Source organism: Xenorhabdus sp. PR6a, assembly GCF_028599065.1.
Lineage (GTDB): Bacteria > Pseudomonadota > Gammaproteobacteria > Enterobacterales > Enterobacteriaceae > Xenorhabdus > Xenorhabdus doucetiae.
The window spans coordinates 52,675-75,793 of record NZ_JAQRFJ010000008.1 but is presented as its reverse complement, the minus strand read 5'-3'; the positions used below and the strand labels follow the sequence as shown (position 1 = coordinate 75,793).

At 45.1% G+C, this 23,119-nt stretch carries 20 protein-coding genes; 14 read left to right on the top strand and 6 right to left on the bottom strand.

Annotation, left to right across the window (positions count from 1 at the left end):
- The first annotated feature begins 614 nt into the window (after positions 1 to 614).
- The 13 genes from flhD (at position 615) to PSI15_RS03850 (ending at position 14,033) form a co-directional block, all read left to right on the top strand.
- Positions 615 to 965 carry a flagellar transcriptional regulator FlhD gene (flhD, locus tag PSI15_RS03910; protein WP_045971132.1) on the top strand — a complete coding sequence of 117 codons (351 nt, stop codon included), beginning with the start codon at positions 615 to 617 and terminating at the stop codon, positions 963 to 965.
- Positions 966 to 967: 2 nt separating this feature from the next.
- Positions 968 to 1,549 carry a flagellar transcriptional regulator FlhC gene (gene flhC, locus PSI15_RS03905; RefSeq protein WP_045971130.1) on the top strand — a complete coding sequence of 194 codons (582 nt, stop codon included), beginning with the start codon at positions 968 to 970 and terminating at the stop codon, positions 1,547 to 1,549.
- A gap of 133 nt (positions 1,550 to 1,682) precedes the next feature.
- The gene (motA, locus tag PSI15_RS03900; RefSeq protein WP_273582387.1) at positions 1,683 to 2,564 is read left to right on the top strand and encodes a flagellar motor stator protein MotA; all 882 of its coding nucleotides are present in this window, start codon (positions 1,683 to 1,685) and stop codon (positions 2,562 to 2,564) included.
- Positions 2,565 to 2,566: 2 nt separating this feature from the next.
- Complete coding sequence (gene motB / locus PSI15_RS03895) at positions 2,567 to 3,580, top strand: flagellar motor protein MotB (RefSeq protein WP_273582386.1); 1,014 nt, start codon at positions 2,567 to 2,569, stop codon at positions 3,578 to 3,580.
- Between the two features lie 6 nt (positions 3,581 to 3,586).
- Positions 3,587 to 5,812, top strand: a complete 2,226-nt coding sequence (gene cheA, locus PSI15_RS03890) for a chemotaxis protein CheA (protein WP_273582385.1) — start codon at positions 3,587 to 3,589, stop codon at positions 5,810 to 5,812.
- A gap of 72 nt (positions 5,813 to 5,884) precedes the next feature.
- Positions 5,885 to 6,382, top strand: a complete 498-nt coding sequence (cheW, locus tag PSI15_RS03885) for a chemotaxis protein CheW (RefSeq protein WP_273582384.1) — start codon at positions 5,885 to 5,887, stop codon at positions 6,380 to 6,382.
- 163 nt (positions 6,383 to 6,545) lie between these two features.
- Complete coding sequence (locus PSI15_RS03880; RefSeq protein ID WP_273582383.1) at positions 6,546 to 8,246, top strand: methyl-accepting chemotaxis protein; 1,701 nt, start codon at positions 6,546 to 6,548, stop codon at positions 8,244 to 8,246.
- A 55-nt stretch (positions 8,247 to 8,301) separates the two neighbouring features.
- Positions 8,302 to 9,933 carry a methyl-accepting chemotaxis protein gene (locus tag PSI15_RS03875; protein ID WP_273582382.1) on the top strand — a complete coding sequence of 544 codons (1,632 nt, stop codon included), beginning with the start codon at positions 8,302 to 8,304 and terminating at the stop codon, positions 9,931 to 9,933.
- Between the two features lie 6 nt (positions 9,934 to 9,939).
- Positions 9,940 to 10,827, top strand: coding sequence for a protein-glutamate O-methyltransferase CheR (cheR, locus tag PSI15_RS03870; protein WP_045971117.1), 888 nt, complete (start codon positions 9,940 to 9,942; stop codon positions 10,825 to 10,827).
- Positions 10,820 to 11,872: a protein-glutamate methylesterase/protein-glutamine glutaminase gene (locus tag PSI15_RS03865; RefSeq protein WP_273582381.1), complete on the top strand. Its 1,053-nt coding sequence runs from the start codon at positions 10,820 to 10,822 to the stop codon at positions 11,870 to 11,872. Before cheR ends, PSI15_RS03865 begins: the two co-directional genes overlap by 8 nt.
- Before the next feature lie 106 nt (positions 11,873 to 11,978).
- Positions 11,979 to 12,368 (top strand): chemotaxis response regulator CheY, encoded by a 390-nt coding sequence (cheY, locus tag PSI15_RS03860; RefSeq protein ID WP_273582380.1) that lies wholly within the window; start codon positions 11,979 to 11,981, stop codon positions 12,366 to 12,368.
- Between the two features lie 9 nt (positions 12,369 to 12,377).
- Entirely contained in the window at positions 12,378 to 13,034 is a 657-nt protein-coding gene (cheZ, locus tag PSI15_RS03855) for a protein phosphatase CheZ (RefSeq protein ID WP_273582379.1), read from the top strand.
- A gap of 198 nt (positions 13,035 to 13,232) precedes the next feature.
- Positions 13,233 to 14,033, top strand: coding sequence for an alpha/beta fold hydrolase (locus PSI15_RS03850; protein ID WP_273582378.1), 801 nt, complete (start codon positions 13,233 to 13,235; stop codon positions 14,031 to 14,033).
- 204 nt (positions 14,034 to 14,237) lie between these two features.
- Here PSI15_RS03850 and PSI15_RS03845 read toward each other — a convergent pair whose 3' ends face one another.
- The 6 genes from PSI15_RS03845 to PSI15_RS03820 form a co-directional block, all read right to left on the bottom strand.
- Positions 14,238 to 14,501, bottom strand: coding sequence for a PAAR domain-containing protein (locus tag PSI15_RS03845; RefSeq protein ID WP_273582377.1), 264 nt, complete (start codon positions 14,499 to 14,501; stop codon positions 14,238 to 14,240).
- Positions 14,502 to 14,647: 146 nt separating this feature from the next.
- Positions 14,648 to 15,454, bottom strand: a complete 807-nt coding sequence (locus tag PSI15_RS03840; protein ID WP_273582376.1) for a hypothetical protein — start codon at positions 15,452 to 15,454, stop codon at positions 14,648 to 14,650.
- 21 nt (positions 15,455 to 15,475) lie between these two features.
- Positions 15,476 to 17,374, bottom strand: coding sequence for a lipase family protein (locus PSI15_RS03835; RefSeq protein ID WP_273582375.1), 1,899 nt, complete (start codon positions 17,372 to 17,374; stop codon positions 15,476 to 15,478).
- Complete coding sequence (locus PSI15_RS03830) at positions 17,371 to 18,183, bottom strand: DUF4123 domain-containing protein (RefSeq protein WP_273582374.1); 813 nt, start codon at positions 18,181 to 18,183, stop codon at positions 17,371 to 17,373. The genes PSI15_RS03835 and PSI15_RS03830 overlap by 4 nt, the downstream gene beginning before the upstream one ends.
- A gap of 5 nt (positions 18,184 to 18,188) precedes the next feature.
- Positions 18,189 to 20,213 (bottom strand): type VI secretion system Vgr family protein, encoded by a 2,025-nt coding sequence (locus PSI15_RS03825; protein WP_273582373.1) that lies wholly within the window; start codon positions 20,211 to 20,213, stop codon positions 18,189 to 18,191.
- Between the two features lie 511 nt (positions 20,214 to 20,724).
- Positions 20,725 to 21,303 carry a recombinase family protein gene (locus PSI15_RS03820; RefSeq protein ID WP_273582372.1) on the bottom strand — a complete coding sequence of 193 codons (579 nt, stop codon included), beginning with the start codon at positions 21,301 to 21,303 and terminating at the stop codon, positions 20,725 to 20,727.
- A gap of 399 nt (positions 21,304 to 21,702) precedes the next feature.
- Between PSI15_RS03820 and PSI15_RS03815 the strand changes: the two genes are divergently transcribed.
- Positions 21,703 to 23,079, top strand: a complete 1,377-nt coding sequence (locus PSI15_RS03815; RefSeq protein ID WP_273582371.1) for an alanine/glycine:cation symporter family protein — start codon at positions 21,703 to 21,705, stop codon at positions 23,077 to 23,079.
- The last annotated feature ends 40 nt before the right edge of the window (positions 23,080 to 23,119 follow it).

Genomic DNA, 23,119 nt, shown 5'->3' with positions numbered 1-23,119 from the left:
TTTGGCATGACTATGATCTAAATCAAGTTATAGTGGAAGATGAGTACCTACCTACATTATCAAGAAGCAAATTTTATTAGAATATTGCTAATTTAACTAAAGGAAAGATTTTTTATCGTTATTTTGGATTTGTAAGTTTAATAGATCGTGTAAAACAAAAAACGCTCCCTAATATTTTTATTTAAATAATTTAACTTATTAATTGTAGACTATTTCCTGTTTTTTATTGCTTGAATAGTTAATGAGCTAGAATCATAATAAAAAGGACTAGTTTTGTGATCGGGATCACATAGTATTTAAAATGACATCTATTCTCCGTTGTATAAGTTGATGATTCAGGAGTAAAGTTAATTAGCATTAAGAATATTCTTAATCAATTGTGGCAAGTGCATTACCCAGATGACGCAATAATACTTTCACAACCCATTACCGAAATATTTTAGAAATTGGGCGATCCCAAGAGTAATACAAAGGACAGTTACTGCTCTGGCTAAAGATGTATATTTCAGTTATGTCGGAGATTATTGAATCTCATGCTACTGGTAATTTTGTCGTGAGTGATTCTTTGATCACTTAATTTGATTTTTTCATGTAATCGGACGGGATATATAGAAATGAGTACGGCTGAATTGCTCAAACATATTTATGACATAAATTTATCGTATTTGCTTTTAGCGCAACGGCTAATTAACCATGAGAAAGCATCTGCGATGTTCCGTTTAGGTATTAGTGAATCGATGGCTGATACGTTGGCCGAGCTGACATTGCCTCAGTTAGTAAAATTAGCTGAAACAAACCAACTGATTTGCCATTTTCGGTTTGAAGACCACGAAACTGTACAGCAGTTAACTAAGGAATCGCGAGTGGACGATCTGCAACAAATTCATACAGGTATCCTACTGTCTACTCATCTTTTTCGGCAGTTATCCGCCCAGGATGACACTTCAATCAAGAAAAGAGCGTAAAGATGGTTGAAAAAAGTATTGTTCAGGAAGCGAAAGATATTCAACTGGCAATGGAACTCATCACTTTAGGCGCACGATTGCAGATGCTTGAAAGTGAAACCCAACTAAGCAGAGGCCGATTGATCCGGTTGTATAAAGAGTTGCGGGGAAGCCCTCCGCCTAAAGGGATGCTCCCCTTTTCGACGGATTGGTTTATGACTTGGGAACAGAATATTCATTCGTCAATGTTCTACAATGCTTACCGTTTTCTGTTGAAAAGTGGACATTGTGAAGGTGTAGAGGCTGTTGTCAAAGCTTATCGTCTATATCTTGAGCAATGTCCTCCGAATAGTGAAGAAGGGCCTGTTTTAGCATTAACCAGGGCTTGGACATTGGTTCGTTTTGTTGACAGCGGGATGCTACAGCCAACCCAATGTCGCTGCTGTGGTGGAACTTTTATCACCCATGCTCACCAGCCGGTAAATAGCTTTGTTTGCAGTCTTTGCCAGCCCCCTTCACGGGCAGTAAAAAAACGTAAACTTTCCTCCCAACCTGCCGATACTAATTCACAACTGCTGGATGGATTTGCTCAGCAAGCTATGTGAATTTAAATGGGAAAGTAAAATTCAGGTTACAGGTTTGATCAAAACGCTGTAACCTGCCATCACACCCTTCTTCATTTATCAATTCGCCCTGTTCAAATCCCATCTGCTCACCAACTTAGCTAAAGGATATCGCGTGTTAGTACTTTTAGGATATATCGTGGTTTTTGGTGCGGTAATTGGTGGCTACTTACTTGTCGGTGGTCACTTGGGCGCACTTTATCAGCCAGCGGAATTTTTGATTATTGCAGGTGCCGGCGTAGGCGCTTTTATCGTGGGCAATAATGGCAAGGCGATAAAGGCAACGTTGCGTGTTTTACCCAAAATGTTGCGCAGATCGAAATACAATAAGGCGATGTATATGGATCTTATGGCGTTGCAGTTCCGTTTGCTGTCCAAATCTCGCCAAAGTGGACTATTGGCTTTGGAACGGGATATTGAAAATCCACACCAAAGCGATATTTTCACCCAATATCCTCGCCTGTTGAAAGATCAGCATTTGATGGATTTCATCACGGATTATATGCGCCTTATTATCGGCGGTAACATGAATCCTCATGAAATTGAAGCCTTGATGGATGAAGAAATCGAGACTTTCGAACAAGAAAATGAAGTGCCGGCAACGAGCTTGGCAATGGTCGGGGATTCGCTGCCAGCATTCGGGATTGTTGCGGCAGTCATGGGCGTCGTTCATGCACTGGCATCGGCGGATCGTCCGGCAGGCGAATTGGGCGCCTTGATTGCCCATGCGATGGTGGGAACATTCCTTGGGATCTTATTGTCTTATGGTTTTATTTCTCCTCTGGCAACCCTCCTTCGTCAGCGCAGTAGCGAGCAGATCAAAATGATGCAATGTATCAAAGTGACACTGCTTTCCAGCTTGCATGGTTATGCACCACAAATTGCTGTTGAGTTCGGTCGTAAAACATTATTCCTCACTGATCGCCCTTCATTCACAGAACTGGAAGAGCATGTTCGTCGGGTTAAATCTCCTGTACAACAAGAAGTTGAAGAATAATTATGAGAGCGAATAATGTTTCTGTCGTCAGAATAAAAAAGCGTAAAAAACATGATCCAAACCACGCCAACGGATCATGGAAGATTGCTTACGCGGATTTTATGACTGCCATGATGGCATTCTTTCTGGTTATGTGGCTGATATCGATAGCCAGTCCACAGGAATTAACCAGTATCGCAGAATATTTCCGTACTCCTTTACAGGTAGCGATCAATAAGGGAGAGAAAAGCAGCGATAGCACCAATCCGATCCCAGGAGGAGGGGAGGATGTTATTCAACAGGATGGGGAAGTTTCCCGTCAATCCGATCTCATTAAAAATAAAGAAGAAACTCGTCGCTTAAATCGGTTGCGCCAGCAGCTTGACCAATTGATTATTACCGATCCTCGCCTTAAAGAGCTGCGTCCTCATCTATTGATTGACATGATGGATGAAGGTTTACGCATTCAGATTATCGATCGGGAAAATCGCCCGATGTTCATGATTGGCAGCTCAAAGGTCGAAAACCACATGAGCGATATTCTGCGGGCAATTGCGCCAATCTTAAACGATATTCCAAATAAAATTAGCCTTTCTGGTCATACCGATAATTTACAGTACGCCAACGGTCAGCGAGGTTACAGTAACTGGGAACTTTCTTCAGATCGTGCCAACGCATCAAGGCGCGAATTGTTGATAGGGGGGTTGGATGAAATCAAAGTCTTGCGAGTCGTGGGTATGGCAGCCACGGTGAGTATGCAAAAAGGTATCGATCCTAATGCACCGATTAACCGTCGTATCAGTATTATTGTATTGAATAAAGATGCAGAAATAAGGATTGAACAGGAAAACAGTGGCGGTAACGCCATGACCGCTAACAATAGTATGGATATGCAAGAAGTCATCAGAATGGATTCGAATGAGGAAACGACTGTTCAGCAATCCACCAAACAATCCCATGTGATCATAAAACATGAAATCATAGAATCGGAACAGCTATCAGTTGAACCGTCAAGTGATAATAAGATGACAGAGTAAGTAACGATGGATATTACCGCGTTTTATCAGACTTTCTTTGATGAAGCAGATGAACTATTGGCGGACATGGAGCAGCATCTATTGCTGCTCAATGCCGATGAACCTGATCATGAACAGCTAAATGCAATATTTCGCAGCGCCCACTCTATTAAAGGGGGCGCTGCGACTTTTGGTTTTACCAAACTGCAACAGACCACGCATGTTTTAGAAAATCTGCTCGATAGTGCCAGACGTGACGAAATACGTCTGACCATTGACATTATCAACCTGTTTTTAGAAGCGAAAGATATTATGCAGCAACAATTGGATGCCTATAAAAGTTCTCAGGAGCCGGATGAAGATACATTCAATTATATCTGCGAGACACTGCGTCAGCTTGCATTAGAGCTACAGCAAGAGCAGCAGGAAGAAGCATTTTTTGCAGCAACCCCAGCCATTCAGGCTGAATCTGGCACGGAAGACACTGTAGACGAAATTGAGGAAAAGCCGGCGGTAGCATCAACTCATTCCACAGAACATCAGCCAGAAGAGAAACAGGCTCAGGCAAACAAATCCAATCATGGACATATCCGTGTTCATTTATCTGGATTGAAAGAGCGTGAAGTGAGTTTAATGAAGGATGAATTGGGGCATCTTGGTGAGATTTATGATGTAGAACAGACGACAAACAGCCTTGAAGCCTCTTTGATCACCTCGGCGACAGAAGACGATATTACGGCGGTATTATGTTTTGTGATTGAACCTGAGCAAATCACTTTTTTACCCACTAATGAATCTCAGTCGGCAGATGCGGAGACTGAAACGCAACAAGATGCTGTAACAAAAAGTGATGCGGTAAAATCTGCGCCAGCAGAAAATGGCACGGCAGCCAGCAATGCAGCCAAAGATACGGCGGCAGCGGTTACCACCGCAGCAAATACGCTTACGGCAAATTACCCACAGCCGCCTGATGCCACGAAAAAAACAGATGCCCATGAAGTTGGCCGTCCGGCGCCACGTCCAGCTGCGGGATCTCCGCGCCAACGTGCGGAATCATCCAGTATCCGTGTTGCCGTTGAAAAGGTTGATCAGCTCATCAATTTAGTGGGCGAATTGGTCATCACCCAATCTATGCTGGCTCAGCACTGTAATGGTCTGGAACCGACAAAACACAGTGAATTGCTGAGTTGTATGGCGCAATTGCAGCGTAATTCCCGTGACTTACAAGAGTCCGTCATGTCAATTCGTATGATGCCGATGGAATACGTATTTAGCCGTTATCCACGTTTGGTCCGGGATTTGGCCGGTAAGCTCAATAAGAAAGTGGAATTAACCCTGATTGGTAGCTCGACAGAACTGGATAAAAGTTTGATTGAACGAATTATCGATCCGCTGACCCATCTGGTACGGAACAGTCTTGACCATGGTATTGAAAGCCCGGAAAAGCGGCTTGCGGCGGGTAAACCAGAAACCGGTAATTTGACGCTGGCGGCCGAACATCAAGGGGGCAATATCTGCATTGAAGTCATTGATGATGGGGCTGGCTTAAACCGTGAGAAGATCTTGGCAAAAGCACAATCTCAAGGTCTGAGTGTTAGTGAAAATATGAGCAACGAAGAAGTGGCTATGCTGATTTTTGCGCCCGGTTTCTCTACCGCCGAAGTGGTCACGGATGTCTCTGGCCGTGGTGTTGGTATGGATGTGGTCAAGCGTAATATTCAGGATATGGGCGGGCAAATTCAGATTAACTTCCAGGAAGGGAAGGGCACTGTTATTCGCATTTTGCTGCCATTAACATTGGCAATACTAGATGGCATGTCAGTCAGAGTAAATAAGGAAGTCTTCATCCTGCCATTGAGTGCCGTAGTCAGTTCATTGCAACCACAAGAGGAAGATATTTATCCGTTGGCGGGAGATGAAAAGCTCTTGCAGGTACGTGGAGAATATTTACCACTGCTTGAACTGTATCGTATCTTCGATATCCCCAATGGAATCACCTTTCCGACGAAAGGCATTGCCGTTATTGTGCAAAGTGCCGGGCGCCGTTATGCCTTGCTGGTGGATAAACTGGTGGGGCAGCATCAAGTCGTTGTGAAAAATATTGAGAGCAATTACCGCAAAGTACCGGGTATTTCGGCGGCCACCATTATGGGGGATGGTAGCGTTGCGCTCATCATTGATATTCCCGCTTTGCAGAAACTTAACCATGAACAGCTGGCTGAACGCAAAGTGGAATTGGAGAATAACAAATAACAGATACCCACGACAAAGAAGCCGCTTGAAAGGTGAAGGGTAAAAATATTTCACACTAAAAAAGGTAACATCATGTCAGCCATAGAAGAATTTAATAAATTATCAGGGGAAACGACCGGAAAGGAATATCTGGTTTTCACCTTGGGTAATGAAGAGTATGGAATTGAGATATTAAAAGTGCAGGAAATTCGTGGTTATGACCAGGTTACCCGCATTGCGAATACACCTGCCTTTATCAAGGGGATCACTAACCTGCGTGGCGTGATTGTCCCTATCATCGATTTGAGGATCAAATTTTCACAAGAAAATATCACGTATAACGACAACACGGTTGTGATTGTCCTGAATTTGCTTAACCGTGTGGTTGGGATTGTGGTTGATGGTGTCTCTGATGTGCTGTCCCTGAAAGACGATCAGATCTGTCCAGCGCCAGAATTTGCGGTCACCTTATCCACCGAATATCTCACGGGGCTGGGTTCTATTGATGAGCGGATGCTGATTTTGGTGGATATTGAAAAACTGCTCAATAGCGAAGAAATGGCATTGGTTGATTCCGTCGCCAAGGCTTAATGTTTTAAAATCGATGCTTTTGGGCTGTTGCAATAAAAAACAACAGCCCTTTTGCTTTAGATCAAAAAAAAGCAGTCAAAAATCAAATTTTAAAATTACCCGTAAAGTTCCCTTTAAGCGTGCCGATAACACTGGCATAGCAATTCATTAAAAAAGGGAAGTCATGTTTAACCGAATGAAGATAGTGACGGGATTAATCTCAGTCATCATATTATTTGGTGCTTTGCAAATTATCTCCGGGGGATTGTTCTTCAAGGGGTTGAAGAATGATATCGATGCCTTTGACTTAATAGATAAAATGCGACAGCAGCAAATCCATCTGGATGAAAGCTGGGTTAACCTGCTGCAAGCCCGCAATAACCTAAACCGCGTTGGTCTCATGTATATAATGAAAGATCGCGGTGTTGAAGGCAGTTATAAAGTTGATGAAGCACTGGCAGAAGCCAGAGAGAATATTGCCCGTGCTGAACGGTTCTTCGGACAATATGAGCAGACAGAAAAACTGTCTTTTTATGATCCAGAACATCTGCAACGTTTAAAACAGACCCATCATGACTATCTTAATGTGCTTAAAGAGTTAGATGGCATGTTGGCACAAGATAAGTTTAAAGAGTTTTTCCTCCATAAAACAACGGATTACCAGAACGCTTTTAAAACGGAATTTAATTTTTATCTCTCCCAGAGCGCCAAGTTTTATGATCAGGTATCACAGGAAGCTGACGACGCTTACAGCAACATCATTGTTTCGCTGATTTTTGTGATGGCTTTGCTTGTTGTGGTCATGATCATCAGTTGGATTGGCCTGCGTAAGGCGTTGATCGATCCATTGCACAAATTGCTGGACAATATCAAGGCCTTCTCAAAAGGGGACTTGACCCACACGATCACCGTATCGGGTAATAATGAGATGGGCATGTTAGCTGTTGGCTTGAGACACATGCAAGACGAGTTGATCAATACGGTCAGAAGTGTCCATCAAAGCACCGAAACCATCTATACCGGCACCAGCGAGATTGCCGCAGGGAACAACGATCTCTCTTCCCGTACCGAACAGCAAGTCGCCTCTCTGGAAGAAACGGCTGCCAGCATGGAACAGTTGACGGCAACAGTCAAACAGAATGCTGACAATGCCCGCCAGGCCAGCAACCTGGCTGACAACGCCTCTGAGATCGCCCGACAGGGAGGCAAAGTGGTGGCGAATGTCGTTCAAACCATGCATGACATTGCCGACAGTTCTCGCAAAATCTCTGATATCACGGGTGTGATTGACGCGATTGCTTTCCAGACCAACATTCTTGCCCTGAATGCCGCAGTGGAAGCTGCCCGTGCGGGTGAGCATGGCCGTGGTTTTGCCGTGGTTGCCGGTGAAGTGCGCAATCTGGCACAGCGCAGTGCAGAGGCCGCCAAAGAGATCAAGGCGTTGATCGAAGATTCGGTAAACCGCACTGATACCGGCTCCACACAGGTAGAAAGCGCCGGCGAAACCATGCACAAAATTGTCGATTCTGTGACCCGCGTGACCGATATCATGGGGGAAATCGCATCGGCTTCTGACGAACAAAGCAGAGGGATCACGCAAGTTGGCGTGGCTATTTCCGAAATGGATAGAGTCACCCAGCAAAATGCGTCATTGGTTGAGCAGTCCGCTGCCGCTGCCGCGGCATTGGAAGAGCAGGCCAAGGTATTGACCAGAGCCGTTGCGTTGTTCCAGTTACCGGAGCAGGCCGAAAGGAAGCAGCCTGAAAAAAGAAAACATGAAGTTTTATCGGCGATAAAATCGTCGACTCCTCCAGCTAATAAAAATTCTCCCGTGCTGAAGAAAGACAGCAACGTGGAAGATCCCTCTAATTGGGAAACATTCTAAAAAATAATAGCGATAACTCCGGCTGCATCATGCAGCCGTTAAACGAGGTGATTACATGTTAGGCAAGCTTCGCATATCAACCAGTTTGTATCTGTTACTGATGATGTTTTGTGTTATGCAAATTATTTCGAGTGGGTTGTCTCTGGGAATAATTCATACCGACCAGTCATATATCGAGAGAATTGATCTGGGCACTCAACGCAGAGATACCCTTGGCTTGAGTTGGGCGGCATTGTTGCAAACACGTAATACGCTGAACAAAATCGCAATTGCCAATAAAGTGGGGCAGCCACAAACGCAGATAGATGAAATGGAGGCGTTACTGAAAAGCGCCTTGAATGAAGCAGAGCGGAACTTTGCCAAATTAAGTGCATTACCCCGGGTGGAAAAAACGGATCATGGCGTAACTTTATTCGCTGCGGTAGAACACGCTTACCAAGAATATATCAACGCATTAAAAGAACTGAAAACGTATCTCTATGAAGGCAATTTTCAGGCTTTCCTTGATCAACCTACCGAAGATTACCAGCGTAAGATGGAAATTGCCTATAACAACTATATGCAGTACCTCGGCGCTAACATTAGTTCAGCCGTTTCGGAAGGGGAGTTTTACTACAAAATCGCCATTGCCATGTTCTTTGGCGCTGTCTTGATGGTATTTGTTGTTTCAGGAGCGGCTCATTGGTGGCTGAAACGTAACCTGCTCAGGCCGTTTTCGAATATGAGAGCGTGTTTCCAGGATGTTGCACAAGGACGTTTGGATAAAGAAGTTGCTGTCACCACCGATGATGAAATCGGTGATATTTTCCGCAAACTGCGCGACATGCAGGCATCACTCATCAAGTCCATTGCGGCGGTGCGTGAAAACACCAACCAGATGTATTCTGGTATTCAAGAAATTAGCCAAGGCAATACCGATTTATCTTCACGGACAGAACAACAGGCCGCATCCCTGGAAGAAACGGCTGCCAGTATGGAAGAATTGACCGTTACCGTTAAACAGAATGCCGAAAATGCGCGACAAGCCAGCGAACTGGCGGTATCCGCTTCCCAGACCGCTTCAAAAGGCGGCGAACTGACCACCAGTGTGGTGGTAACGATGGACGAAATCGCCAGAAGTTCGAAGAAAATCGGTGCCATTATCAGTGTTATTGATGGTATTGCCTTCCAGACCAATATCCTGGCCCTAAATGCGGCCGTTGAAGCGGCACGCGCCGGTGAGCAGGGGCGTGGGTTCTCTGTGGTCGCCGGTGAAGTCCGTGACTTGGCACAGCGCAGTGCGGAAGCCGCAAAAGAAATTAAAACCTTAATCGATGAATCGGTCCAACGTGTCAACCAAGGTTCAGAGCTGGTGAATAATGCGGGGCAGACGATGGATGAACTGGTGAGATCGGTCAATCAGGTGACTGATTTAATGGCGGAAATTGCTGCCGCTTCGGATGAGCAGAGCCGTGGCATTCATCAGGTTGCCCAAGCCGTCAGCCAAATGGATCAAGTCACGCAGCAAAATGCGGCATTGGTGGAACAATCCGCAGCAGCCGCTTCTGCCCTGGAAGACAAGGCGGACATGCTGGTGAAAACCGTTGCCCAGTTTGAACTGCCTAAAGATGTGGAAGATGAGTACGATCATCCATCATCGGCTGCATCAAACATGACTGATGAGTATGTTGTAAGCCAAGTACGCTGAGGTCAGATGAAATCCAATTCAATAGCTTCAGATACTGATGCTAACGCACTGCTGAACTTTATGCTTCAGCGGCATGCTTTGTCGGATGCGCAATTTGAGCGCATCTGCCAGTTTATCTATCAACGGGCTGGCATCGTACTGGCAAAAAATAAGCGTGAGATGGTATACAACCGTTTAGTCAGACGGCTTCGTGTATTGGGACTGAACGATTTTGGTCAATATCTGTCAATTCTGGAACAAGACAGTCACAGTCAAGAGTGGGAACTTTTCATTAATTCATTGACCACCAATCTCACGGCATTTTTCAGGGAAGCCCACCATTTTCCCATTCTGGCAGCACATGCCAGCCGGAAAAATGGCGGAACATACCGCGTTTGGAGCGCTGCGGCTTCAACGGGGGAGGAGCCATATTCTATTGCCATGACCTTGTGTGATGCGCTGGGGCACCGGTCAAATCGGATAAAAATCATTGGCAGCGATATTGACACCAGTGTTCTGGAAAAAGCCAGACAAGGTGTTTACCGGCTGGAAGAATTACAGTATCTGAATGAAAATCAAAAGAAAAAATATTTTTTTAAAGGCGTGGGTCTCTTTGAAGGATATGCACGAATTCGCCCTTTACTGGCTGAATTGGTCAGTTTTCAGCATTTGAACTTACTGGATGCGGATTGGGCACTTGAGGGCAAATTTGATGCAATATTCTGCCGTAATGTCATGATTTATTTTGACAAAAAGACACAGGAAAGGATCTTGCGCCGTTTTGTCAGTTTCTTAAAACCGGATGGTTTGCTCTTTGCAGGGCATTCCGAAAACGTCACTCAAATCAGCCGAGAGTTCTACTTGCAAGGGCAAACCGTTTACGGTTTAAGCCGGGCAAGGAGGGGTCATGAATAAAATAACTGTTCTTTGTGTGGATGATTCGGCGTTGATGCGTCAAATCATGCGGGAAATTATCAATAGTCATCCTGATATGGAAGTGGTGGATTGTGCGCCAGATCCCTTTGTTGCCCGCGATTTAATCAAAAAACATAACCCACAGGTATTAACACTGGATGTTGAGATGCCGCGCATGGATGGCATTGATTTTTTGGAAAAATTAATGCGGTTACGTCCTATGCCTGTCGTGATGGTTTCTTCCCTGACCGCAAAAGGTTCGGAAATTACCTTGAAGGCACTGGAACTGGGGGCGGTGGACTTTGTCACCAAACCACAACTGGGTATCCGTGAAGGCATGTTGGCTTATAGTGAACTGATTGCCGAAAAAATTCGTGCTGCCGCCCAAGCCAAAATCAGCACGGCGGCACCGGAACCTGTCAGTACAGCGCCACTGAATTTCAAGCCACTATTATCCAGTGAAAAACTCATCGCAGTAGGGGCATCGACCGGAGGAACAGAGGCAATCAAAAACCTGCTGCAACCCCTGCCTAACACCTGCCCGGCTTTATTAATCACCCAGCATATGCCGCCGGGTTTTACCCGCTCTTTTGCCGAAAGGCTCAATAAACTCAGTCAGATCATAGTAAAAGAAGCGGAAGATGGCGAACGTGTCCTGCCGGGACACGCCTATATCGCGCCCGGCGATCGCCATATGGAACTGTGTCGCAGCGGTGCCAATTATCAAATCATGATAACCCATGCCCTGCCGGTGAATCGCCATCGTCCTTCGGTTGATGTGCTGTTTCGTTCCGTTGCCAAATATGCCGGACGCAATGCGGTCGGCGTTATTTTAACCGGCATGGGGAATGATGGTGCGGCGGGTTTGCTGGAAATGAAACAGGCAGGCGCTTACACCTTGGCCCAGAGCGAAAAAAGTTGTGTGGTATTTGGCATGCCACGTGCCGCGATCCAGTTAGGGGCGGTGGATGAAGTCATGGATCTGCAAAAAATCAGTAAAACGATGCTGGCCAAAATTAGCGCGGGGCAATCGATTCGTATTTAGTCGTTGTATTTGGTAGTTGTATTTGATCGTGATATTTGATCATTGTATTTGATGTTAACTTTTGCAGCGCTGTGCTGCTGGATAAGTGAAATTGCAAGGAGTTTTTATGGCAAGTAAGGATCTGAGATTTCTGGTCGTCGATGACTTTTCAACGATGCGCCGGATTGTACGTAATCTACTGAAAGAGTTGGGTTTTAACAATGTGGACGAAGCACAGGATGGGGCGGAAGCGTTGGCTAAACTTCGTACTGCTGAATTTGATTTCGTTATTTCTGACTGGAACATGCCCAATATTGATGGCCTCGAATTGCTAAAAACCATTCGCAGTGAAGAGAAACTGGCCGCCTTACCTGTCCTGATGGTCACGGCAGAGGCGAAAAAAGAGAACATTATTGCCGCAGCACAGGCCGGTGCCAGCGGTTATGTTGTGAAACCGTTTACGGCGGCCATCTTGGAAGAGAAACTCAATAAAATATTTGAAAAATTGGGGCTCTAAGGAGACAAAATGAGTGTAAATCCAGTCATGCCAAGAGATGAGGCGATCTCAACCAGTGAGATAATCAGTCGTATTGGGCAGTTAACGAGAATGCTGCGCGATAGTTTACGTGAACTGGGATTGGATCAAACCATTGCTCAAGCGGCTGAGGCGATCCCGGATGCAAGGGAGCGATTGAATTACGTTGTTCAAATGACAGCACAGGCGGCCGAAAGGGTATTGAACTGTGTTGAAGTGGCCCAGCCCCGCCAGAACGAATTGGAAGCGTCAGCAAAAACCTTGACCCAACGTTGGGATGAGTGGTTTGCCAACCCGGAAAATTTGGAGCTGACGGATGCCCGTTCATTGGTAACGGACACGAGAAACTACCTGAATCAGGTGCCTGATCACACTGCATTTACCAATGCCCAATTGCTTGAGATTATGATGGCGCAAGACTTTCAGGATCTCACCGGTCAGGTCATCAAACGGATGATGGAAGTCATTCAGGAACTGGAAAAACAGTTAGTTATGGTATTGATGGAGAATATCCCTTCTGACCAGATGGCTAAAGCAAAAAAAGAGAACGACAGTCTTCTTAACGGCCCTCAAGTTAACCAGAATGGGGCTGGCATTATTGCCAACCAAGAACAGGTTGATGATTTGCTGGATAGTTTAGGTTTTTGATAACGAGTGTATTACCTTAACGAACAGAACTGAACGAACCGTATTGTTATATTTTTGCGTGCATTTGGGTGAGCCGGAGAGCTGGCCCAAATGCCTGCCTTGACATGAATATATCGGAAAGCAGGTGAGATCACAGTGTTATCCAGTTGATTTGGTGTATAAAAACGCCCTCATTCAGATCACGCAGAGGAAAACAGTGTGAAACCGGTCGATAAAATCATTAAATTGAAAGATTCATTTGTCTCTTACCGTAAGGAATGTCCCGAAGATCCGCGTAATAAAACCCCTATCGTCTTCCTCCATGGCACAAATAGCAGCGGTAACAGTAGCTTTGCAGGCATTAAAACAGCATTTAGTCATGACCGAACCGTTATCATTCCCGATTATGCCGGATGTGGCAATTCTGAATTACCACCAGAAACAGTGACGATTGAACATTTGGCGGAACAAATTGCTGCGGTAATAAAAGAGAGCAGTCACACGCCGGTTGATTTAGTGGGCGTTTCTTTGGGCGCCGTGGTTGCGGCGGTGGTAGCAGCCAAATACCCAACGCTTATCAATAAATTAATATTGACCGCACCATGGGCGACAAATCGTGATCCTCGCCATCAATTGATATTCAAGACGTGGTTGCATTTGGAACAAAATGATAAGGCATCAGCCATGGCTTTTGGCCTGTCACATGCCTTTAGCCCAGAATTTCTCTCCTCGCTGGGGCAGGAAACCCTACAGCGGATCTGCGCTCAACCGGCAGAAAAAGGGATCGAACAACGTATTGCGTTGGGATTAACCCTAGACATAAAAAATTATCTTACCCAAATAGAGAAAGAGACGCTGGTGATTGGATTAAACCGTGATACGTTAATTCCGCCTTATCGGGTACATGAAGTGAATAGAAATATTAAGAACAGCACATACCAAGAGATTAACAGTGGTCATGCGGTACACCTTGAAAAGCCAACAGAATGGGTGAATTTGATCAAAGATTTTATCAGCTAGTGGTACATCCTGTAATTAATCGCCATATTGTGGATGAAATTTACGTTAAATCAATGAGATATAATTAAATGTGATTTGTTGCCCCCATTTATTGATTTAATATATTGATTAAATTCACATTTATTATGATTTTGGCGATGATGGTGTGGGTCATTTGCGTTTCTCCGCCTTATATAAAATAAGGCGGGTATTCATTTTATTTGATTAAGCCAGAAAATCTTTCTGGCTGGCAATCAGCTTAGCGCCACAAGCGGTTTGCATTCCTTCCAGTGCAATCGGCGTACCCTGCGACTTCAACGATTCACTCCCTTCGATAATTGGATAGGTTCCCTCGCATTTTGGGCAAGTGACCAGATCACCTTCGCCTGCAACCGGCACGCCCTGATAGGTATAACCACCAATAGCGGTGATCACCTTGCCACCGTGATCGGTGGCATCATTTAAAAGAATAACTGCTTTACCTGCCATGTTTATCTCTCCGTTGTCATGGTGATATTTTTTAATATCCCAATATCAAAAATGCTTTTTTGTGATATTTACGATGATATTTCTTAAAAGGAACTGCGATATTATTATCACAGTTCCTGCTGTTTAATGCGTTGGTTAAATAATGTTTATTTTCGTCCCCGATAGGGTGTGTTATTTATTTTCCAATAATCAATGGAATCACTGTCTAAATCTACTTTACCGTCTGGATATTCAACTCTGGATGGCTCTCCACCTCCAGGGATAATAATCTTTGGCATCTTAGTTTCATCCAAAGTAGGTATATAGGTAATTTTCCACTCATTGCTAGGTTGGAGTATTAATTCGAAAAAGATTAGTTTGTTGCTCCCAGCATACAATCCTATTTGATTAGAATTGCCTGTAACAAAACTTTTTCTTAATACAGGATAAATAGTTGGCCTATAATCAATAATGTTTTTGAATTTTTTCATGTCACTAGGTTTTCTTGCACCATCGATATATACGTTTATTCCAGCCCCACCTCGTGGTACGGCATCTTTCATCAGATGGCTAACATTAGTATACTCAAGGGCCAATTCAATATTATCAATCCGCCATTGACACCAGCCTCCACCATTAACAGGTATTTTTTCTTTAAAATAACCTGTTACAGGGTCTACTGAAATATTAAATTTGTTCCAGTGGTATTTGGGTAGGTGATAGAGTGTTCCACCTGCGGTATTATGAGTAGCAGGACATCTATTTGAAGAATAAATACGATCTAAATTAGGTTTAGTATTTGGAGGAGCAATGCCTTCAACAGTGATCCATTGGTTTTTTTTAGGCGGTGAAAATGGTTCAGACTTATCGTTATAAGTTTGCCAGTAACTTGAAATAGTATTGGATATAAACTCACATCCTGTTAAACACAGGGTAAGTGGTAATATTGTTAATAATCTGAATATTATTTTCATTATTAGCCTCTTGTTATCCTTTTATCGTTTCTCAGAGTAACGTTGTAAGGCTATTGGACCTCTTTCATCATCTCTGGTCACATCTAGCGTTATTGTTAATTGAGTGTCTATTTCTCTTAAGAAATAATATTCTCTGATTTTTTTTCTTTGAAAGACTGCACGAATAGAATGTGGTTCACTTTCAAGAAATGATAAATCTTCCGGCTTCCTTTGCAGTTTTTTATCCGGTGAAAAGGCACATAGTTCTCGCAATCTCTTGTCAATATACGCAGCATATAAGGTGCTGCTGTGGTCAAAAAGGCCTGTCCCACCCTTGCCTGTAGGGTTTTCGTTACCCTGAAAAAATGAACGTATTTCTTGCTCTCTGTATTGTTCTACTTTGGTCTGCTTTTCAATAAATTTTTTAGTTTCTTTTCTGGTTTTTTCATTTAACTCTGGAAGTAAATAAAGTTTTGACTCCGAATCAGGGAGAGCGTAAAAGTAAACTAATTTACCGTGGTGTAAAAAAGGGTCGTTATCACGACTGAGCGACTTAACACTTTTTGCAGCGAGAGCACCAGCCAGACTTAATGATGTACCCACAACATCAAATACTTCGATTACGTATCCTGCAAATTTATAATCTGCTTGAAGAGCAATATTATCCATATCCTTGTTAAACGGTACAGATGGAACAAAATCATCTTCATTAACATGACGATAATGAATAATTTCAGTAAGTTCTTGCACTGCACTTTGAGTGAATAAACGCGGCATACCGTAGGTATAGAGGCAGGGATTATGAGATTTAAGTTGGGCACTATGTAACAAAGCGAGGGCACCACCCAAGCTATGACCACAGACGAATAGTTTCTTATTCTCTGTTAATTCAATGACATGTTCAAATACCATTTTTCCATCATTCCTTTTAGGAACTTGGATCTGTTTAATAAGATAAAAAGCATCCCAAAAACCTTTATGAACTTTCCCTTTTTCGCTAAAACCACTCGATACGCCTTTAGGTGTGATGCCCAATTCTATCGGCTGGAAGGTACCGTCCGTCATCAGATCTTGTGTTTCCGTCATTTCAGTACCACGCCATCCAACAATAACTTCTTTCCTATTTGCCACGTAAAAAAGTTGGGTGTGACCCTGAGGAACTTTTTGTTTATTTGAGTCAACATAGACGACCTCAGTATAGCGATCACTAAATGGAACATCATAAACCACTGGGGAAAAGGACTGGTCATTGATCCTATAAGGTGAACGTGACAGATCGAGCAACTGTTTTTGGAAAAAGTTTGTGACTGAACCTAAGTCATTTTCAGTATCCTCAGCATAAGTTAATAGACTCATCAGTGAAAGATTATAAGCATTAACCAGTGAATAATCTTTTTGGTGATGCAGCAATAAAGACCATGCCCTGAATGGGCAAACTTCAATCACATAACGATAGTGTTCGAAAGCCGTGGGTATGACTTCGAGACCCATCGGTTCGCTATCCGGAAAATGGTAGCTGGGAAGAGGATCTTCTTCTTTCCATCCTTTAATAACAGGCATCTTGTCAACCAGTTCACCAATCTTTGCATAACGATACTGACGGCCTGATTTTTGACTTTCTGCAAAAACAGTTGAAATCTTGGCCATAGGCTCATTAGAGCGTGCGTACTCGTTGTTACGCTTTATTCTCAATGGGCGCTGTTCCATCTCATCAGCCAACTCTTGTCCACTAAGAAATAAGCGTAAGGGGATTGCAGTCAGGTGCTCTTCACGGATCATACCGCTGCCATCCGTGGTTCCCTTACGGGTCATTTTATGGTTTTTCAGTGTGTAAGGCATATTGGCGATAGGTTTGTTGTGCTCATCAACCAACTGAATTTCTATTTTGTTGTTTGCCATTTTCTGACAATCATGACAATAAATCGAATTTCCATTACTCATAATTCATTGTTCCTGTTATTTTTTTGTTCCATTGCCAGCAAATAGTCCTGACTGGCAAGTTTATCTACACGGTAACCGACCTCAAGTTTTTGTCGTAACCAGTTTTCAACATGGTGCTCTAAACTGCCGACGGGGTTATCCAACTGTTTTGCCATTTCACCGTGGTTTTCCCATAAGTCGTTATAGAGGGCGCTGCTTAAGACTTTCAGGCCATAGGGCGAATGCAGCCAAACCCGTTGCAGGTGTTCACCCAGTGTAAAAGGAATATCGCTATTACCTTGTCCGCACTCCTCCGGACGTGGAAAACGTGTAGGCTGAGGCAGGTCAATCAGCAGTTCTGTCACGGGTGTTAACAATTCTGCCCAGTCACTGGGTGTGAACGCTGGTACCAGCGCGCCGAATACCCGCGTATCCATCATACGAAAAACGACCTGTTCTCCTTGTAACATCACTCGCTGCCGCCGTTGCCAGTGAGCCAGTTGTTCTTGCCACGGTGCCGGGCTTTGGTATGCCCAACCCCAGCTATTGTCACTGACTGCGTGGTGATCAAGCATCGAGCCAATTGATGGCAGTTGACTGACTTTTGCCTGCACCAGCCACGGGCTTTGTTTCAGCATCTTGCGCATTGGTGTGCCGCTGTACAGTGGAAAAGCCTGTTCTACCCAATCGTTAAGGTAAAAGTGTTTTATCGGATCAGGATTTGCCAGTGAATTGAGCATAAAGAACACTGGCGTATCATGGGATTCGCTCAGCCATTGCTGCCAAGTGAGCGTAGGTGTTGTGTTTTCAACCGAAATAGTATTTTCCATCAGTATCACTCCTTAGCGGGTTTAATGACCATGCTGACGTCTTGTTGTGCCAGCTCAGGGCAATAAGGGTGAGCCGGGAATTCCACTTCCGGCAATGGCTCCACCCCGTCCGGTAGTAGCAAGGAAATCCCGCGCCCGCTACCCGCTGAACCCTGTCCGACACTTATCGGTGAAGACAAAATCCCGCCCGGCGTGACTTTCAGAAAACTGCCGCCGACTTTCAGCGTGATTTCGGATGCGGCTTCCAGCACCACCTTGCCGCCGCTTTTCAGGTGAATTTCCTGCCCGCTGTCAATTACCGTGGCGTCGCCGGTCTGGATATGCTGGCTGCCGGCAATCCGGTGGGAGACATCGCCTTCGGTGGTGATTTTGCGTGAACCGGCCACCTGATGATGGTCATCAGCGCGGATATCGTGGTAACGGTTGTTATCAATGCGTTGTTTCTGATCGTGTTTGATATGCCAGTACGCATCGTTTTCAATATGGGCGGTAAAATCTTTCTGTCCGTGGATATAGACCTCTTCACTGCCTTTCGCATCCTCAAAGCGCAGTTCGTTAAAGCCCCTGCCTTTATGGGTTTTAGTCTTGAAGGTGGTGCGGGTTTTCTGGGCAGGTAAGTCTAACGGTGGGCGGTTCAGGCCGTTGTAGACACAGCCGGTGACGATTGGCCGGTCAATATCCCCGTTGAGATAGGAAATAATCACTTCCTGCCCGATACGCGGGATCGCCATAAAACCGAAGCCGTTGCCGTTCCAGCCCTGTGCCACGCGCACCCAGCAGGAAGCCCCATCATCCGGCGGGTCATAGCGGTTCCAGTGAAAATGAACTTTAATCGCACCGTCTTTATTGACGAAAATCTCTTCCCCTTCCGGCCCGACCACCATCGCAGTCTCATCGCCATCGGCCAGCGGTTTGTAGTGGAAAGGCGGACGCCAGTCGGTAAGGCCGTCGATAAAACTGAAATGGTTGCTGAGGGTGGTGCCCTCAGCACGGTTATCGCCCAGTGCCTGCGGGCAGCGCCCGTGGTGGCTGATACCGACCACCTGCCAGCGGGCATTCAGCGGGGCGTGCGGGTGACTTTTTATCTCAAAAATTTTGCCCGGCATCAGTTTGATGCAGTTACTGTTGCCGCTGCCGGTTTTTTTCTGGTTATCCAGCGCTTCATGGCGGTATTTGAGAAACGGTTTGGCGGCGGCATCTTTCTGGAACCGCCCGTAACTTTCAAATACGGTATACGGCGTTTGGCTGCCGAAATCGCGGAAACCTTCGCTGCTCTGCATATGGGAGAGGTGATAGCGTGGGTTCTCCGGGTTGAAGTCTTTATGAAAACTGCGTTGTGGACTCATCCCGACTCCCAGCCGCACCTGATAAATCGTATCTATGCCGTGGGCGGTTTCCGGTTGCGGACTGTAGGTCAGTGGCAGCCCGGCGGTCATCCCCAGATGGCTGTCGCTGAAAAACGCTGTTTCATCCTCAAACCAGAAGCTGATGCCTTCTTCGGCCGCCAGCCGGCTGAAAAACCCATAGTCCGATTCCCGCTTCTGGGTCACATATTCTCGGTCCTGATGAGGATCGTAAAGTTTCGAATCGGCGCGGACTTTATGCTTTTTCAACAGGCTGTTCAGGATGGCAGGCACATTTTGCTGATGGAAAATCCGGCTGTCCTGGTTGAGCGTCAGACGCCAGAGCACAGGCCGAATCGTTACGGTATAAAGCGTTTTATTGCCGTCGGTACCCGCCCAGTCCGCATGGGAGACGATGCCGGTAATTTTGCGTTGCTGCGTTGTGCCGTTAAACACCTGCAACACCGCCTCCTGCATCAACAGGGCGTTTAAATCGATTTCCGGCTTTGGCTTAAAGGGGTTTTCTGGCAAAGACTGAACCAGCGTCAGATTGAGGGTAAACAGTTCAGATAACCCTTCCTGAAGGGAAAACTCGCCCACGGCGAAGGTGGTTTCAGGCAGGCCGGCTATCTGAAACGTAAAGCGTAATCCGCTTTTGGCCGCCGTTAACCCGTTCATGATATTCATTTTATTTTGCTCCTTGTTATGATCCCTGACGAATTACATTTCCATTCGTGTCCCATAGACCTCTTTGAATTGCCAAAGAATTTTTTGGTTCGGAGTTTCGCCACGCGCTGTGCCAGTTCCCGCAGGTAAGCGCGTTCTTGCAGGTACAGCGATTCCTTGTTGTTTTTCATCTATCTTTCTCTAATGTATTGATGGGTAATTAATCGGCATATTGTGAGTAAAGTTTAAATAAAATCAATTAGCTATAAATAAATATGATTTATCACTCTCATTTATTGATTGTAAATATTGATTAAATTCACATTTTTTATGATTTGGGAGAAGTCTTAATGGAGGGCTGTAATCACCAGAGTGGCGATGGGGACAAAGGCAAACGTGTTAACACTTCCTTGGGCGATAAACACAGGGTGCTCATTGTGGATGAAACCGGCTTTATTAAAAAAGCATGCATCAGAGGCCGGTTAGCCAAACATTTTAAATGGCTTTACCGTGGGAAAACAGCATAAGGCCATTAATTGCAGCATGTACTACTAACTTCTTTCCCCACGGGTAAATATTTATAAATCGTTGACAACGACACGTTATAAATAATCGACAACTGCTTCCGGCTATGTCCTTTATTCAGTAATCTGGCGGCTTGTTGCCGGGCTTCCTCAGTAAACACCACTGGCCGTCCACCGATTCGCCCCTGTTCCCGTGCGGCGGCCAGACCTGCATTGGTTCTTTCCACAATCAGTTCGCGTTCCATTTCTGCCAGTGCACTCATCACATGAAAGAAAAATCGCCCCATTGCCGTACTGGTATCAATACTGTCAGTCAGGCTTTGAAAATGAATGCCACGTTCATGCAGTTCGGAAATGAGCGTGACCAGATTCTTCACACTGCGCCCCAGCCGATCCAGTTTCCAGACCACCAGTGTATCGCCGGACTTAAGATGCTTTAAGGCGCGTTTTAACCCCGGACGATTAGCCGTCTTCCCGCTGATTTTGTCTTCAAAAATCAGCTCACAATCAATACTGACTAACGCGTTTCTTTGTAAATCGCTGTTTTGGTCACTTGTCGACACTCTGATGTAACCTACTCTTGCCACTGAGAATCCTTTAGTTACTCTTGAAACTATTTGTACTCGTTATATGTATCTTCCCGCGTTGTGGGGAGATAGTCAGTTGCTTTTGTCTTGCGAGCTGCAACTTGAGGTCTATAGGGTATATTAGGCATAATACCGATATATTCGCTATAAAAAACTTTTAATTTGCTCAATATTGAGATAATAATTTGATTTTTGGGGGGTTAGCAGAAAAAGTAATGTAATAAGAATTATTATCAATAAGGTTGATAAGAAGTAACCCAAACGAGTGACTTAACTCACAGTATCAATTTTTTCTCGCTAAAGATACTCAATTAATCCTCGCTTATTTTCCCAAAATGCTCTTTATTTAATTGAAATAATTTTGTTGCTGATTTGTTGCATTAAATACTGAGGGTGTCTATGGAACTGGTTACACAATGGTTAGCTGCACTAAATGGGGTAGTATGGGGAGTTCCTATGCTAATTGGGCTTTTGGGTATTGGTATCTTCATGCAAATCCGCTTGTCCTTTTTACCGATCCGTAAATTAGGCACGGGATTCAGACTACTTTTCCAAAAAAATGAACAACGGGGTGAAGGCCAAATCTCACCGTTTAACGCACTAATGACAGCACTGTCAGCGACAATCGGCACGGGAAACATCGCAGGTGTGGCGACCGCCATTGTTATGGGCGGGCCGGGAGCCATGTTCTGGATGTGGATGACCGCATTGGTGGGGATGGCGACGAAATATTCAGAAGCGGTGTTGGCGGTACGCTTTCGTGAAACCGATAAAAAAGGGAATTACGTTGGCGGCCCAATGTATTACATCAAAAATGGTTTGGGGAAAAAATGGGTTTGGCTGGGAACACTTTTCGCCTTTTTCGGCAGTATTGCCGGCTTTGGTATTGGTAATACCGTGCAAGCTAACTCCGTCGCGGACGTCCTGCAAAGTAACTTTGGGATCGAAAAAACCATCACCGCCGGAATTCTGGTCATTTTGGTTGGCGCCGTACTGATTGGTGGCATCAAGCGTATTTCCGATGTTGCCGGTAAATTAGTACCCATTATGACAGTCGGCTACTTTGGGGCAGGTGTTATCGTTCTGGCGCTCAATTCTACCGCCATCCCCGACGCATTGGCTTTAATCATCAAATCTGCTTTTACCCCCCTTGCCGCACAGGGGGGATTTGCCGGTGCCGCCGTTTGGGCGGCGATCCGTTTTGGTATCGCTCGTGGTGTATTCTCTAACGAAGCGGGAATGGGAAGCGCGCCTATCGCCCACGCGGCCGCAAAAACCCAAAACCCCATTCGTCAAGGGTTAATTGCCATGCTGGGAACCTTTATTGACACGATTATTGTTTGCTCGGTGACAGGCTTGACCATTATCATGACAGGCGGCTGGCTAACCGGCCAGACAGGCGCAACATTGACGGCGGCTTCTTTCTCATCTGTGATCCCAGGGGGCAACTATATCGTTGCTGTTGCCTTGGCTGTTTTCGCCTTCACCACCATTTTGGGATGGAGTTTCTACGGTGAGAAATGTATCCAGTATTTATTGGGACCAAAAGCCATCGTGCCTTTCCGTATCGCCTGGATTATCGCATTGCCGATTGGTGCCACTCAGTCATTGACTTTTGTCTGGTTGCTGGCGGATACCCTCAATGCCATGATGGCGATCCCTAACCTGATAGCGATTGCCTTTCTCAGTCCGGTTGTCTATCGTTTGACCAAAGATCATATCCGTGATGTTAATGCCGAGAGTATTGATATTAAGGCACCCGTTAAAACGGATTAAGCAAACACACAGAGATGGCTGATAATCGCCATCTCAATTC

What these genes read in the sequence shown, in the direction of transcription:
- flhD (WP_045971132.1), top strand. Translation starts at nt 615, where the DNA reads ATGAGTACGGCTGAATTGCTCAAACATATTTATGACATAAATTTATCG.
- cheZ (WP_273582379.1), top strand. Translation starts at nt 12,378, where the DNA reads ATGAGTGTAAATCCAGTCATGCCAAGAGATGAGGCGATCTCAACCAGT.
- cheA (WP_273582385.1), top strand. Translation starts at nt 3,587, where the DNA reads ATGGATATTACCGCGTTTTATCAGACTTTCTTTGATGAAGCAGATGAA.
- PSI15_RS03880 (WP_273582383.1), top strand. Translation starts at nt 6,546, where the DNA reads ATGTTTAACCGAATGAAGATAGTGACGGGATTAATCTCAGTCATCATA.
- PSI15_RS03875 (WP_273582382.1), top strand. Translation starts at nt 8,302, where the DNA reads ATGTTAGGCAAGCTTCGCATATCAACCAGTTTGTATCTGTTACTGATG.
- PSI15_RS03825 (WP_273582373.1), bottom strand. Translation starts at nt 20,213, where the DNA reads ATGAATATCATGAACGGGTTAACGGCGGCCAAAAGCGGATTACGCTTT.
- cheW (WP_273582384.1), top strand. Translation starts at nt 5,885, where the DNA reads ATGTCAGCCATAGAAGAATTTAATAAATTATCAGGGGAAACGACCGGA.
- flhC (WP_045971130.1), top strand. Translation starts at nt 968, where the DNA reads ATGGTTGAAAAAAGTATTGTTCAGGAAGCGAAAGATATTCAACTGGCA.
- PSI15_RS03835 (WP_273582375.1), bottom strand. Translation starts at nt 17,374, where the DNA reads ATGAGTAATGGAAATTCGATTTATTGTCATGATTGTCAGAAAATGGCA.
- PSI15_RS03845 (WP_273582377.1), bottom strand. Translation starts at nt 14,501, where the DNA reads ATGGCAGGTAAAGCAGTTATTCTTTTAAATGATGCCACCGATCACGGT.
- cheY (WP_273582380.1), top strand. Translation starts at nt 11,979, where the DNA reads ATGGCAAGTAAGGATCTGAGATTTCTGGTCGTCGATGACTTTTCAACG.
- motB (WP_273582386.1), top strand. Translation starts at nt 2,567, where the DNA reads ATGAGAGCGAATAATGTTTCTGTCGTCAGAATAAAAAAGCGTAAAAAA.
- cheR (WP_045971117.1), top strand. Translation starts at nt 9,940, where the DNA reads ATGAAATCCAATTCAATAGCTTCAGATACTGATGCTAACGCACTGCTG.
- PSI15_RS03865 (WP_273582381.1), top strand. Translation starts at nt 10,820, where the DNA reads ATGAATAAAATAACTGTTCTTTGTGTGGATGATTCGGCGTTGATGCGT.
- PSI15_RS03830 (WP_273582374.1), bottom strand. Translation starts at nt 18,183, where the DNA reads ATGGAAAATACTATTTCGGTTGAAAACACAACACCTACGCTCACTTGG.
- PSI15_RS03815 (WP_273582371.1), top strand. Translation starts at nt 21,703, where the DNA reads ATGGAACTGGTTACACAATGGTTAGCTGCACTAAATGGGGTAGTATGG.
- PSI15_RS03840 (WP_273582376.1), bottom strand. Translation starts at nt 15,454, where the DNA reads ATGAAAATAATATTCAGATTATTAACAATATTACCACTTACCCTGTGT.